General features: G+C 69.4%; 16 protein-coding genes. 2 read left to right on the top strand and 14 right to left on the bottom strand.

The annotated features are described in order from the left end of the window. Positions 1–272 precede the first annotated feature (272 nt). The 14 genes from ACIRO3_RS15475 to ACIRO3_RS15410 all read right to left on the bottom strand — a co-directional run bounded on the left by ACIRO3_RS15475 (position 273) and on the right by ACIRO3_RS15410 (position 10,174). Positions 273–1,823: a YfjI family protein gene (locus ACIRO3_RS15475; RefSeq protein WP_404136678.1), complete on the bottom strand. Its 1,551-nt coding sequence runs from the start codon at positions 1,821–1,823 to the stop codon at positions 273–275. Continuing rightward, positions 1,820–2,734, bottom strand: coding sequence for a bifunctional DNA primase/polymerase (locus tag ACIRO3_RS15470; RefSeq protein WP_404136675.1), 915 nt, complete (start codon positions 2,732–2,734; stop codon positions 1,820–1,822). The genes ACIRO3_RS15475 and ACIRO3_RS15470 overlap by 4 nt, the downstream gene beginning before the upstream one ends. Further along, the gene (locus ACIRO3_RS15465) at positions 2,731–3,438 is read right to left on the bottom strand and encodes a class I SAM-dependent methyltransferase (RefSeq protein WP_404136672.1); all 708 of its coding nucleotides are present in this window, start codon (positions 3,436–3,438) and stop codon (positions 2,731–2,733) included. Before ACIRO3_RS15465 ends, ACIRO3_RS15470 begins: the two co-directional genes overlap by 4 nt. Before the next feature lie 84 nt (positions 3,439–3,522). Next, entirely contained in the window at positions 3,523–3,813 is a 291-nt protein-coding gene (locus tag ACIRO3_RS15460) for a hypothetical protein (RefSeq protein WP_404136669.1), read from the bottom strand. A 12-nt stretch (positions 3,814–3,825) separates the two neighbouring features. Next, positions 3,826–4,128 carry a hypothetical protein gene (locus tag ACIRO3_RS15455; RefSeq protein ID WP_404136666.1) on the bottom strand — a complete coding sequence of 101 codons (303 nt, stop codon included), beginning with the start codon at positions 4,126–4,128 and terminating at the stop codon, positions 3,826–3,828. Further along, on the bottom strand, positions 4,125–4,730 hold the full coding sequence (locus tag ACIRO3_RS15450; RefSeq protein WP_404136663.1) for a hypothetical protein: 606 nt from the start codon (positions 4,728–4,730) through the stop codon (positions 4,125–4,127). Before ACIRO3_RS15450 ends, ACIRO3_RS15455 begins: the two co-directional genes overlap by 4 nt. Continuing rightward, on the bottom strand, positions 4,727–4,927 hold the full coding sequence (locus tag ACIRO3_RS15445) for a hypothetical protein (protein WP_386522449.1): 201 nt from the start codon (positions 4,925–4,927) through the stop codon (positions 4,727–4,729). Before ACIRO3_RS15445 ends, ACIRO3_RS15450 begins: the two co-directional genes overlap by 4 nt. A 4-nt stretch (positions 4,928–4,931) precedes the next feature. Next, on the bottom strand, positions 4,932–5,213 hold the full coding sequence (locus ACIRO3_RS15440) for a hypothetical protein (RefSeq protein ID WP_404136660.1): 282 nt from the start codon (positions 5,211–5,213) through the stop codon (positions 4,932–4,934). A gap of 140 nt (positions 5,214–5,353) precedes the next feature. Beyond that, entirely contained in the window at positions 5,354–7,504 is a 2,151-nt protein-coding gene (locus ACIRO3_RS15435; RefSeq protein ID WP_404136657.1) for a cell division protein FtsK, read from the bottom strand. A gap of 82 nt (positions 7,505–7,586) precedes the next feature. Further along, entirely contained in the window at positions 7,587–7,931 is a 345-nt protein-coding gene (locus ACIRO3_RS15430) for an RRQRL motif-containing zinc-binding protein (protein WP_404136655.1), read from the bottom strand. Further along, positions 7,931–9,028 (bottom strand): conjugal transfer protein, encoded by a 1,098-nt coding sequence (locus ACIRO3_RS15425; protein WP_404136652.1) that lies wholly within the window; start codon positions 9,026–9,028, stop codon positions 7,931–7,933. Before ACIRO3_RS15425 ends, ACIRO3_RS15430 begins: the two co-directional genes overlap by 1 nt. After that, complete coding sequence (locus ACIRO3_RS15420) at positions 9,028–9,672, bottom strand: GGDEF domain-containing protein (protein ID WP_404136649.1); 645 nt, start codon at positions 9,670–9,672, stop codon at positions 9,028–9,030. Before ACIRO3_RS15420 ends, ACIRO3_RS15425 begins: the two co-directional genes overlap by 1 nt. Next, entirely contained in the window at positions 9,669–9,857 is a 189-nt protein-coding gene (locus tag ACIRO3_RS15415) for a hypothetical protein (RefSeq protein WP_267814620.1), read from the bottom strand. The genes ACIRO3_RS15420 and ACIRO3_RS15415 overlap by 4 nt, the downstream gene beginning before the upstream one ends. Beyond that, positions 9,854–10,174 carry a hypothetical protein gene (locus ACIRO3_RS15410; RefSeq protein ID WP_404136645.1) on the bottom strand — a complete coding sequence of 107 codons (321 nt, stop codon included), beginning with the start codon at positions 10,172–10,174 and terminating at the stop codon, positions 9,854–9,856. The genes ACIRO3_RS15415 and ACIRO3_RS15410 overlap by 4 nt, the downstream gene beginning before the upstream one ends. A gap of 617 nt (positions 10,175–10,791) precedes the next feature. On the opposite strand from ACIRO3_RS15410, the gene ACIRO3_RS15405 reads away from it, so the two are divergent. Beyond that, positions 10,792–11,160, top strand: coding sequence for a GntR family transcriptional regulator (locus ACIRO3_RS15405; RefSeq protein WP_404136642.1), 369 nt, complete (start codon positions 10,792–10,794; stop codon positions 11,158–11,160). Positions 11,161–11,328: 168 nt separating this feature from the next. Continuing rightward, the gene (locus ACIRO3_RS15400; protein ID WP_404136639.1) at positions 11,329–12,114 is read left to right on the top strand and encodes an aminotransferase class IV family protein; all 786 of its coding nucleotides are present in this window, start codon (positions 11,329–11,331) and stop codon (positions 12,112–12,114) included. The last annotated feature ends 48 nt before the right edge of the window (positions 12,115–12,162 follow it).

Raw genomic sequence — 12,162 nt, 5'->3', positions numbered from 1 at the left:
GCGTTCCTCCAGGCAGGGCGTAGCTGGGGGCCGCCACAGAAACCACGAAATACACAGAAACCCGGGGCAGGGGGTCTGACCTGCGGAAACCTCTGTGGGGGTGGTCCGCCACAGAAACCGCAGGAAGTCCCACAGAAATAAGGGCCCGGGGTGGGCGGGTATTTGTGTGGGACTTCCGTGGGTTTCTGTGGCGGACCACCCCTGGCGGTGTTTGTGCAGGTCAGGGGCTAGGTGGGGTTATTTCTGTGATTCTGTGGTTTCTGTGGCGGGGGTCAGACGGTCGAGTCGCTGAGTTGGGGGTGGATGAGGTAGCGCGGGGACGGCGGCCGGCCCCGGCCTCCGGTGCGCTGGACGGGCTGGCAGCGGATGAATCCGTGCTCGTCCAGCAGCTCCAGGGCGGGGTCCAGATCAGCGACCGTGGGGAACTCGGAGCGGGAGAGCTTCACCATGAGGTCGCGCTTGCTGACCTCGCTCCACTGCTGGGTGCGCAGCAGCTCCAGCACGGCGTGAGCGCGGTTGGCGGTGTGGTCGGCGCCCATGAGGTCGAAGACCACCAGCGCGTGACCGGTGAAGTAGTCGATCAGCTTCACCGCTGCGCGCAGGGTGTCCGCGCTGACGGGCTCGGTATGGCCGTTCGTGGGATGCACGGCCAGGTGAAGGAGCCCGGCCAGGCGGCAGGTTGCGCCGCCCAGCTTGTTGGCCCAGTTCCCGACGTGGGCGAGGTCGCCGCCACGGGGCCGCAGCCGCGGTTCCTGGCGCTCCTCGAAGGCAACGAGGATGTCGCCCGCTTCGGGGGAGAGCTGGAGTACCGCCGGGTCCGTCCAGTCCGCCAGGGACATGGTCAGGGCGGTGATCTTCTCCTCGTAGGTGGTAGCCACCGCGTCCGGGATCGGTTCGGGCAGGATCGTGCGGTGCCCGACAAGCGAGGTCGGGAGGGAGTAGAAGAACCTGGCCAACAGGCCCCGGTCGTTGGCTCCCTTAATGCGGCCGATGTCCTCCAGCACGGAGGGCTGCACGGTGAGCCCCATGGTCAGGGCAGGGGACTCGATGAACTCTTCGCGGCCCCGGCGGTCCACCCGAAGCCGGTCGCCTGCCTGCCCGCGCAGGAAGACATCCAGGTTGGGGGTGCCGGAGTAGCGGCCGGCGATGATGTCGAAGATGCCGCCCTCGGCGGACATCACGGAGAGCCTGCCGCCCTGTTCGGCCAGGAGTGAGGCGATGACTTCCGGGGTGGCGTCGTCGGCCAGCAGACGGGGCTTGGCGGGCACGGTGACCGCCTCGGCGGCCTGCGCGAGGCCGATGGCCTCAGCCACGAGCTGGTCGCGCTTGTCCGTGTCGGCGCGGGCCGCCTTGGCCGCCGCGTTGTCCGCGACCTCCCGGGCGAGGCGGGCGGTGATCTCCGCTTCCACGATCCGGCCGGCGGACTGCGTGACCAGGAGCGCTTCACAGCGGTAGAGCGGGTCGGCCATCAGGTTGAACACAGCACTCTTGCGGTTGCCCGGCGGCAGCGCGACGACCACGAACACATTCACGGGCTCACGCCACCGGCCACGGACGTGGACCACGGCCCGGCCCCCGGCAGCAGTGCCCAGCACCGCGAGCGCGAGGGAGGCGGCCATGTCCACCGGTGTCTGCGTCTCTTCCGCGACCGCGCGCACGTAATCGCCCAGCCAGGCCGGAAAGACCTCGGTGGGGAAGGCGGGGAGTTCCCGGCGGGCGGTGAGCGGGATCGGCTCCTCCCACGGCGCAGTAGCCGCCTCCTGAGCGTCCAGAGCCTCGAAGCCCGCCCACAGTTCCGAGCTGTCCACGGGCTGTGTGGTCATGCCGCTCCTCCCAGGGTGTTGCGGGCGCTGCGGTGGATGCCGTCGCGGATGCTGGCCGCGATGCGGGAAGGCGCGAGCCCCTCCGGGGCCGCGGCGGTGAGCGCGTCGGTCACCTCGTCCTCGGTGAGGGTCCCTGCGGCGATGAGGCGGCCGAGCGCGTACGCCGCGTTGTAGAGCGTGGTGTTCTGGGCGCCGGTGGCAGCGGACGCGACTTTGGCGACCTCGCCGTTGAGCGCTGCGGTCGCGTACCGGTCTGCCTTCCCGATCCGGGCGCGGAGCACGGCCACGGGGACGGGGGCGGGTGCGGGCGGCGTGATGAGGAGGTCACAGAGCCACGTGGGGAGGGGGGCTGGGGGCGCGTCGTGAATGATCTCGTAGACCCCGGTGCCGACCGTGCTGCCGGCCGCGACCACGTATCCGCCCCAGGCTCGCGTGTCGACCTTCCACCCCAGGCGCCCTGCGCTCCCACGTAGCTGCTTTTCGGCAGGGGCGGTGAAGTACAGGTGCTGTCCGCCACGGCGGGTGCGCACCGTGAACGTCTCGGTCGGCAGCCGCTCACCGGCGCGCTCGCAGATCATCGCGAAGACGTCCAGACCGTCCGTGGCACCGGCCCATTCCTGGGGAGCGGGTCCGTCGTCGTCCTTGGGGATGTCGAGGTCCACGACGAGGAGTCCGGCGGGGCCGGTGGCGATGCCGACGTTGTAGGAGGCTGCCTGCCAGCAAGCGGTGATCTGTCCGGGGTCGAGGGTGGCGCGCTGTTCGGGGGTCCGGTGCCCGTCCGTGCAGCGGCCGGTGCGGGGGCAGTTGCGTTCGGGGTGTCCGGCGGGCCGCTTGTCCCCGGCACGCAGGGGGAAGACGGGCCAGCCGCGCCCGGCTGCGGTGAGGGCGGCGTTCAGGAGGGTGGGGTTCATGCCGCTGCCTCCGTGCTGTGGGTCAGGAACGCGGTCCCGATCCAGCGGGTGTAGGCGGGCGGCAGGGCCTCGCGCAGGGAGAGGTGGTCGGTGGACCAGTCGATGCCCTTGGCCTCGCGGATCTCGTCCACGGTGGCCTTGCCGCCGCCCTTGCCGTAGGCCGCGACGTAGGGGCCGTTGAAGTACTTGCCGTGTCGCCAGCCGCGCACCCTGCCCCGGTGCGCGGGGTGCGCCGGCTGCGCGGTGGACCAGCCGCCGAGTTCGAAGTAGCGGTGCATCAGCACGGCCAGGCCGAACTGTTCGCCGCACAGCCGCACGTCTTTGCGGACCTCGGAGCCGGCCACGTTCTCCATCACGTACGGCCGTCCCACGGCGTCCAGAGCCGCGCGGGTGGGAGCGATGAGCCTCGGGTGCCGGCGGCCGGTGCGGGCATTGCGGGCGGCGTTCGTGCCCTTGGTCGGCGCCCCTTCTCCCTGGCAGGGCGGCGAGGCGTGGATGAAGTCGAACTCGCGGCCGTGCTCGCGGATGAACTCGACGGCGTCGCCCTGGTGGAAGGCGTCGCCGCAGTAGTCGGGCTGCGGGTTGATGTCGATGCCGGTGACGTGCCAGCCGAGGTACTGGTAGCCGCGGGCCGCGCCACCGATGCACGAGTAGGCGTCGAGTACCCGGAGGCGGGATCGCCTGATCGGGGTGGGTTGCGTCATGCTGGGGGTCTCCTGTTTCTGCGAAGGGACGGAGATACCGGGGCGGTCGCGGTCTTTGGAGAGAGGCGACCGCCCCGGGCACAGCTACAGGTCGGTGAGCGCGGCGGTGGGGATCTCGTAGACGTCGATGACGTCGCGGACGCCGTGCCAGCGGCCCGGGGCGTGGTGGATGTAGACCACGTGCAGCGGGATCCCGTCCCGGCCGGTGAAGGCGTAGACGTTGACCGCGTCCACGTTCTTGGGGCTCTTGCGGGCGCTGCGGATGTGGGACAGGGCCGCGATGACGCTGATCCGCTCGGGCCGGTAGCTGAGACCGTCGACCTGCGTGTGCATCGTGGGGTGCTGCGTGGTGCTCAGGGCGGAGCTGGAGTTCAAGGTGATCTCTCCTCAGTGGTGGCGGATCCAGAGGGCGTATTGCTGGCGGACGTAGCCGCGGGGGTCTGCGGTGCGGGAACTGTCCGCGTGGTCGATCTCCATCAGCCGGCGAGCCGCTTCAACGGCGCACGTCGCGGCGTCACCGCCCACGGGGTCGTCGTCGCTGAGGGCGATGCGGTCCAGGAGTGCGGCCTTGCGGAGCCAGAACTCCCGGACGTGGACGCCGCGACGGCAGTCGCGGGCTCCGCGCACGGTCCATCCGATCTCGCTGATGACGCTCGGCGCGGTGGCGTAGACCGCCTCCGGCCCGCTCACCAGTCCCTCCCCTCAGCGCGGGGCAGTTCGGGAAGTCCCGCGTCCGTGATGGCGTGCGGGTTGAAGCCGGGGAGGGTAGCGCGGGTGATGAGGGCGTTGGCGAGCTGTTCGGCGTAGACGGCGCCGGAGCGGGCGACCTCGATCTGTGCTCCGGCGCGCAGCGCTTCGACCCGCTCGACGTGGGCGTGGTCTTCGCGGCGGCCGAGGGTCTGCCGCTCGTGTGCGACGTCTTCGCGTCGGTCGGTGCGCCAGTAGCGGGCGGCGAGTCCGTAGGCGACGGCGGTGGCCAGGGCCCACAGCAGGATCGGCAGGGAGAGGCCATCGGCGTATCCGGCGACCCCAGCGAGGGCCAGGCCCCCGGAGGCGGCGAACGCGGTTCCGGCGATGACGCTGCCACCGGAGCGGTTGCCGGAGGAGAACGCGCCGGCCGCCGCGGCGCCGGTGGCGAGCACGACCATGAGGGCCGCGTTGCCGATGCTGTGCTCGGCGCCGTTGGCGTTCCAGATCCGGCCCAGGATGAGCACGGTCGTGGTGGCGAGTGCGGGGGCCGCCTTGGGGGCGAGGTCGACGGCCCAGTGCCGGTAGGCGAGCGGCTGCTTCATCCCTGGCTCCCGAGGTCGGACACGGCCTTGATGACGGCGGTGGTGAGCTGGTTGATGGGCTCGGACGCTCCGGTGGAGGCGAGGAAGAAGCCGAACATGATGGCGATGAACGCGGAGCCGTAGCCGAGGGTCTTGGAGCGGAGCAGGAAGAACAGGACCAGGCCGAACAGGGCGACGAGCGAGAGGGTGATGGCCATGGGGTTATCCCTTCGGGGCGAACGTCTTGCGGGGGGCGGGGTTGGCGTCGCGGTACAGGCGCAGCCAGAGGTTGTAGAGGTGGCGGCCGATGCGGATGCGCTTGCCGTGGCCGTCGCAGCGGCGGCAGTGCTTGCCGCGCTTGAGGCGGCCCTTGCGGTCGGTCTTGAGCGCGTAGCCGAAGCCCTTGCACTTGCGGCAGGTGCCGAACGGCGAGGACGCGCACACGCTGATGTAACCGAGAGTGATGATCAGTAGGCAGGCGCTAGCAAGGAGGATGGAGGTCATGGAGTGCCTTCCGGGCGGGGATTCCGGTGTTTTCGCAGGTCGGCTGCTAGGTGCGAGATCGCTGATGGGAACCGGTTCGGGGTGCTAGCGGGGGTGCTAGACCTAGCAGCGATGGCCGCTAGGTCTAGCAGCGGTGCGAGTCAGCTCCCCGACCGCTTTCCATCACGGAGGGTGAAGGCACCCGTGATGTCGGCGCGGGCGATGCCGCGTCGGGTGGTGCCCTTGCCTGCGGTGGTGGAGCCCCAGACGTCCTGTGCGGTGATGCCGTGCGGCTTGAGGTTCGTGGTGACCGTCTCGGCCTTCCAGCCGCTGTAGACCTCGGGGCGAAGCGCGGCGAGGCGGGCGGCGACCTTCTCGTTCCAGACCTTCTCCTCATCGGCCGGCACGACCCTGAGGATGTCGGCGAGGAGGTCGAAGGAGGCTTCCCCGCTCTCGGGTTCCTGGCCGATGGCGTGGCCGGTGACGTTGCCGTACTCCTCGCGCATCCGGCGGGCCCGCACGACGACCTGTTCGGCGGCGACCGCGTCCACGAACGCCGAGGCCACGATGCGCGGGTCGTCTCCCTCACCGGCCATCCAGCAGATGCCCCGGTCGGTGCGGGAGAACATCGTGGCCCGGTACCCCGCCTTGTACATCGAGGTACCGAGCACCATGTCGTTGGCGGGCTGACCCATGACCTTGAGGCAGAACCGCAGCACCGCGTTCGCGCTGATACCGGTGGGCAGCGACTTCGCGTCCGGGCGCTGCGTCCCGAACAGGGTGACCATGCCGAGGGCCGGGCCGCGCTTGCACAGGTCGGTGCAGATCTCTTCGAGTTCCTTGCCGTACTTCTCGTGCTCGAAGGGAACCTGGCACTCATCGAATCCGGCGACGATCGGGTGCAGGCCCAAGCTCTTGTCGTTGGCCAGCTCGGCAGTCACCTTCGACTCCGGGCAGCGCGAGCGTGGCAGCGACTTGATGACCTTCGCGCGGCGCCGCAGCTCGGCACGCAGTTCCCGCAGCGATTCGAGGACGTAGAGGATGTCCTCATCCTCATCCCCTGCCCGGTAGCGGTGACAGACCGGCTCCAGCGCGCCGAAGTCGCCGGTGCCCTTGAAGTCGAACGCGTAGAGCTGGGCGCGCGGGTCCAGAGCGGCGATGAGCAGGAACAGACGCATCAGGAACGTCTTGCCCATGCGCGGGATGGAGCCGACGACCACACTGGCGAACATCAGGGTCACGGCCACATCGGCCATGCGCTGGTCGTTGCCGAAGACGACCGGCTTGAACAGATCCACCTGCCCTGATTTCAGCAGCGGCCAGGCGGGCTTCTTGGTCTCGTTCATGGGCTTGTCGCCCACCCACAGGACCAGGCGGCCTTCGTGCTCGGTCGGGTCGGAGGACGGCCACACCGATCCGACCTTGCGGCGCAGGCCGGAGGCGAGCGGCTTGCGGGCCTCCATGATGTCCTCCGGGGTGACACCCCAGGGAAGGTCGAGGTCGGCGCGGTAGCCGGGCCCGTCCCGGGTGATCTCCGAGGTGAAGCGCAGGCCGTTCATGTCTCCGCCCTTCTTGATGGCGGCCGTCAGCTTCGCGTTGCCGATGTTGTCCAGCGCCCGGAGCACGAGCATCCCGGTGAGCTTCTCAAGTTCCGTCTTCAGCACGGCGGGCCCGATCACCGGCTGATCCTTGGGTGCGCCCCAGAAACCGGCGGCGAGGACGGCGGCCGAGGCGAACACGGCGAGCCAACCGGGCGCCATGACGTACATGGTCAGCGCGAAGCCGGTACCGAAGATGAGCCCCACCACGGTGACCAGGGTCCGTAGCCGTACCCGGCTGTCGCGCTGCCGTGACAGCTTCAGGTACTCGGCGGTGTTCTCCTTGTAGACCTCATACGCCCGCAGCGGGGCCGCCTCGGCGTCCCACACCCACCGGTTGGTGTCCCGTACCAGTCGGGCCACGCCGCGCGGGGCGAGCCGCCCGAGCTGAAGCGCGTACCAGGGGGTGCGGATGCCGTGGAAGGCGGTGGCGTAGAACGCGTTGCTCGTCGCGCGCTGCGTGGTGGAGACGAACCCCGGCTTCGACTTCAGCCAGGAAGGGATGATCGGGAGGCGCTTGTAGGACGTGATGCCCGGGGGCGGCAGGTCCGGGGAGTCGACCGGCCGCAGCCGCGGCGACTCCTCGTCCTCATCGTCCTGCGGGGCGGTCGGTGCCGGGGCGGGGTTGGCGGGGCGCTTGGTGGTGATGTCGAAGACCTCGGCGCCGGGGCGCTCAAGCTCTTCGGCCTGGTCAGTGATGCGGACATCAGACACGGTGGGTCTGCTCCCTCATAGCGAGTGGGGTGAAAGGGGGCCCGGACGACGCTTGGACGGCGAGGCGTCCGGGCCCTCTGCTTCAGGCAGCGCGCTGTTCTTCGGGGTAGGCGCAGGGCACGCACATGCCGAGCGAGGCCGGGATGACGTATCCGGCGTCGGTGGAGCACTGGGGGCAGGTACGGCGGGCGAGCATCGCCAGGGCGAGCGCGTCCCACTTGGCCGGGGTCATGGGCCGGACGGGCTTGGCCAGGTCGACGCGGTAGAGATAGGCGGTCAGCGGCTCCCGCCGGTAGCGCGGTCGCTCAAGCTGGGCCACGACGTCCTGTCCGCCGGGGCGCAGGCCGGCCGCGCGGAGTTGACGGCGCGTGGCCAGCCCGTCCGGGGCGAGCCTCCATGGATAGACGGGTATGCCGGGCCCGGCCATCACGCGGCCGTCGCTTCAGCGGCGGCGGCGCGTTCGACTTTGAGCGTGTCGCGCAGCAGACGGCCCCTGGCGGACGACGTGCGGACCGCCTTACGGATCGCCTCGGCTGTCAGCTCGCCATCGGACCAGTTGGCCGTGACCGACCGGGCCTCTTCCAGCAGCTCATCGGAATCGCGCGTCGGTCGGGGCGTACGGGCCGACTTCGGCACCCGACCAGTTGCCCGGCGCGGGGCCGACTCCACAGCGGCGACCGCCTTCACCGGAGCCGACTGGGGAGGCTCGACCGGCTCGACTACCGAAACCGGCTGCGGCAGGGCAACCGGCTCGATGACCGGTGCCGAGTCGACCGACTCAGGGGCCGGGAGTTCGGTCGTTACGGGCGGCGTCTCGGGGGCCGACTCATGCAGGTCAGACCCCAACCGATTTACGGTGAACTCTGCCGTTTCATACTGGTTTGTGGGGCCGGTGAACATGGCGGCCAGGGCGGCGTCCGCACCGCTGGTGAGCCGGTCCCGCTGGACGTCCAGGAGTCGCGCACCCAACGATGCGTCGCCCAACCCGACCTTCCGAGCCAGCTTCCACGATGTCCGGTCGGACGACTTCCGCACCCTCGACTGCGGGTGGTTCGCCGCGCGGGCCCGGTGGTAAGCCAGGGCCCGAACCACGGCGGCAGCCTTCGCTTCCGCCTCGATGTCGCGGCCGTCCTGGTGAACCACGATCCGCCGGGCGAGGAACGCCATGCCCTCCGCAGCGACGCACATGCCCATCGGGGTCACGGCGTAGATGACGGTGCGGCCCGGGTCATCGGCGGCCATCGCGGCCATGACCGACGCGGCGGCCGGCAGGGCCCACAGCCCCACCCGGATGATCCCCGGGGAGGACTGACCCAGCATCGTCAGCCCGAGGAGTACCAGCGCCAGAACGGCGGTCGCACCTTCACCGGCTGCCACCGCGCCCAGCGCCGTACCGGAGCCGTAGGCGCGGCTGATGTTGCTGAACGTCCCCACCCCACCGGCAACCCCGGTGGCGAGCATGGGCACGAACGCTGCCGTCAACACGATCTTCTGTGCCTTGCTCAGTGCGTTGCGGGTCGCCATCACGCCGCCACCCCGCTCGTACCACGGCGGCCATCACGACGCCCGTTGACCGTGCCCACCTCGGGGACGCTCAGCCGGTGCGCGATGCGCCAGCCCCCGCCACGCTGCTTGGCCCGGTACATCTGCTCATCAGCCCTGCGCAGCAGGGTGGAGAGGTCACCGTTTCCGGTGCGGTAATAGGCGGCACCGATCGAGGCACTCACCTCGATGGGGCGCCCCTCGAAGGCCACCGGCTGGGCCAGTCGGCCCGTCAGCATGAACAGGTCGGCGCGCAACTTGTCGATGCCGTAGCCGGGGATCAGGGCGGCGAACTCGTCCCCGCCCAGGCGCCCGGCGACCCCGGCGTGCTCCTCGGCCCACCGGCCCAGGCGGTGCCCGGTCTCACGGATGACCGCGTCTCCGGCCGCGTGGCCGAGGGTGTCGTTGATCTCCTTGAATCGGTTGAGGTCCAAGACGAGTACGGCACGCTGGGACCCTCGGGCCAGGCTCTTGCGGGCCCGCTCCTCGAAGGGGTCCCGCGTCCACAGCCCGGTGAGCGGGTCGCGGCGGGCCGTCTCGATCCGGCGCCGCATCCACAGGCTGTGAACAGACCAGCCGGACGCCAGGGGAAGCGCTGCGGACAGGGCCGCCAAGGTGGTGCTCATGCCGCACCGCCGATCCGGCGCCGGTGAAGCGACCAGCCGATGTGCTGGACACCGAAACCGAGCGCGGCCACCCCAAGGAGCCAGCCCTCGTGCACCGCCACGGCGCTCACGGTGCAGCTCACGACGGCCAGCGAACCGAGCCAGATCAGCACCCGGTGCAGGTCTTGCATCGATCGGGCGCTCATGCCGCTTCCCCCATCCAGGAGGAACGGCCGGCGTCACGGGCGGCGCCCCGCAGGAACGGGACGGTACGGGTGAGCGCGTCGGCGTAGAGCGCGTCCCACGCGGCGATCTCGTCCCCGCCCTCACCCATCGCGGCCAGCTCCGCGATGACCTCACGGGCCACCGCCTCACGGGCCGCACGCTCCTGGGCCGTCTCCGGGGTCAGCGGGCCCCGGAACAGGTCCCTGTCCAGCCCGAGGGGCAGTTCATCGAAGCCGAGCGCCAGCTCTTCGAACTCGGCCAGATTCACGATCTGGTGGTTACCGATGTACGAACGCATGTGGATCTCTCCTGATCAGCGAAGGGAGCCGGGGCGGTCGCGGTCTTTGGAGAGAGGCGACCGCCCGCGGCTGGTTGCACAGAGAGCCCCAAGACGGGGCCCGCGCTCCGGCCAGGAGTCGAACCTGACCTACGACCATCGGAGCAACACGGAGGGCAAAGCCCTCCAATCACGCAATGCCGAACTCGCCAAGAAGGCGGATCCGGGCAGGCACCTGGCCCGACATGGGCGGTCGGGGTGGTGGCCTGCACCCATCGACCACACCTGTGCATGTGGCTGGGTCGGCACGCTCTTCAGTTCTCAAGGAATTTCCGCTCCCAGCCCGTTGGCGTGCGACAACGTCGCCTTCCCAGGTCTTCCGGCTGGTGCGGGGTACTGCGGTTCGGTCAGCTCCGCCGGTACAGGTTTGGGTCGGTCAGGTCAAGAAGTGCTGCTGGTGTCCGCTGCGTCCGTCTCCGGATCCGTCTTGACCAGGCAACTCCTCTGGTCAAAGGACCGAGGAAGGTGAGCGACCTAGGTCGCTTGCCGTTGATGAGAAAGCTACCTAGGTCGCTTCCTGGCCGTCAAGTGCTCACACGCCCTGAGTTCAAGCGACCTAGGTCAAGTACGCTTTCGGAGTGAACTCACAGCCGAAGCGGAAGCCCAACGCCCGAGAAATCGCCGCCAGACTCCGAGACGAGATCGCCGCGGGTACGTTCGGTCCGGGGGATCGCCTTCCCGGTGGCCGGGCGTATGCGAAGAAGCTCGGCGTCTCCCTGATGACCGTGCAGAACGCCTACGCGCAACTTCAGGAAGACGGGCTAGTCGAAGGCGTCTCGGGGAGCGGCACCTACGTGCGCGATCCCGCTGCCGGCGAGCCGAGGCCTCGCGACTCGGCGCGACGCCTGAACGAACTGCAAGCCGAGGTAGAGCGGGTCTCGACCGAGCTTGCTGGTCTGGTCGAACGCGTGCAGCAGCTCGAGAGGGCCGTGGGCCCCTCCGCGTAGGAACCCGGTGCCTGGCATGTGTTGAGGTGCGTTCGTCTTCATGGCTTCAGCGTGTCCTGTCAGGCTCCTCAGGAGTACGCACTCTCGCCGCCCTCACACCGAACTAATCCGAACTTTCGGTGCTGCGAGGGGTGTTGACGTCCTCTGACGGGCTGTAAGACTGGCCGCATGGCAGAACTGAACGGGAACCCCGTCACCCTCGATGACCTCCAGAGCCTCGCCCTCAGCAACTACGGGCACTTCACATCCATGCGGATGGAAGACGGCACCATCCGTGGTCTCTCACTCCACCTGGACCGCCTGGTGCGGGACTGCCGCATCGTCTTCGGCGTCGAACTGGACCGTGAGCAGACGCTGAGCTACATCCGCAAGGCAGCTCAGGGCGTGACTGGGATCGCTGGCCTCCGCGTGACCGTGTTCGACCCGGCGCTAGACATGGGAACCCCTAGCGCCGCCAAGGATCCGCACATCCTCGTGACCCGGCGCCCGGCCGGCGCGATGCCGCCGCCTGCCCTCAGGGCCAAGTCGTTCGTCTTCACCCGCGACAACGCCGAGGTGAAGCACATCGGCCTGCACCCGCAACTCCGGCTTCGCCGGGAGGCGCAGCTTGCCGGATTCGATGACGCGGCGTTCCTTGAACCGGACGGCCGAATCTCCGAGGGCGGAACGTGGAACCTGGGGTTCGTCGATCGAGAGGGAACAGTCGTCTGGCCCGAGGCTCCCGTACTCCCTGGCACGACGATGCTGCTTCTCCAATCGCTCGATTCACCGAAGCAGATCACGGCGCCGGTGCGTCTCAGCGACGTACCGAACATGGCCGCTGCTTTTGCAACGAATACGACGATTGGCGTGCGCTCCATCAGCGCACTGGACGACGTCGAGTTCTCGCCGGATCATCCCGTACTTACCGCGCTGCGCAATGCCTACTCGGAAATCCCGGGCGACCGACTGTAAAAGGTTTGCGCTGCTTAGCTCAGGGCGGCGATACGTCAGCGAGGTAGC

This window comes from Streptomyces sp. NPDC102278, assembly GCF_044766345.1.
Taxonomy (GTDB): domain Bacteria; phylum Actinomycetota; class Actinomycetes; order Streptomycetales; family Streptomycetaceae; genus Streptomyces.
This window is presented reverse-complemented; position numbering and strand designations above follow the sequence as displayed.

Bases quoted from the DNA above. Each gene is read 5' to 3' on its own strand.
- ACIRO3_RS15475 (WP_404136678.1), bottom strand. From the start codon at position 1,823: ATGACCACACAGCCCGTGGACAGCTCGGAACTGTGGGCGGGCTTCGAG.
- ACIRO3_RS15470 (WP_404136675.1), bottom strand. From the start codon at position 2,734: ATGAACCCCACCCTCCTGAACGCCGCCCTCACCGCAGCCGGGCGCGGC.
- ACIRO3_RS15465 (WP_404136672.1), bottom strand. From the start codon at position 3,438: ATGACGCAACCCACCCCGATCAGGCGATCCCGCCTCCGGGTACTCGAC.
- ACIRO3_RS15450 (WP_404136663.1), bottom strand. From the start codon at position 4,730: ATGAAGCAGCCGCTCGCCTACCGGCACTGGGCCGTCGACCTCGCCCCC.
- ACIRO3_RS15445 (WP_386522449.1), bottom strand. From the start codon at position 4,927: ATGGCCATCACCCTCTCGCTCGTCGCCCTGTTCGGCCTGGTCCTGTTC.
- ACIRO3_RS15440 (WP_404136660.1), bottom strand. From the start codon at position 5,213: ATGACCTCCATCCTCCTTGCTAGCGCCTGCCTACTGATCATCACTCTC.
- ACIRO3_RS15430 (WP_404136655.1), bottom strand. From the start codon at position 7,931: ATGGCCGGGCCCGGCATACCCGTCTATCCATGGAGGCTCGCCCCGGAC.
- ACIRO3_RS15425 (WP_404136652.1), bottom strand. From the start codon at position 9,028: ATGGCGACCCGCAACGCACTGAGCAAGGCACAGAAGATCGTGTTGACG.
- ACIRO3_RS15420 (WP_404136649.1), bottom strand. From the start codon at position 9,672: ATGAGCACCACCTTGGCGGCCCTGTCCGCAGCGCTTCCCCTGGCGTCC.
- ACIRO3_RS15415 (WP_267814620.1), bottom strand. From the start codon at position 9,857: ATGAGCGCCCGATCGATGCAAGACCTGCACCGGGTGCTGATCTGGCTC.
- ACIRO3_RS15410 (WP_404136645.1), bottom strand. From the start codon at position 10,174: ATGCGTTCGTACATCGGTAACCACCAGATCGTGAATCTGGCCGAGTTC.
- ACIRO3_RS15400 (WP_404136639.1), top strand. From the start codon at position 11,329: ATGGCAGAACTGAACGGGAACCCCGTCACCCTCGATGACCTCCAGAGC.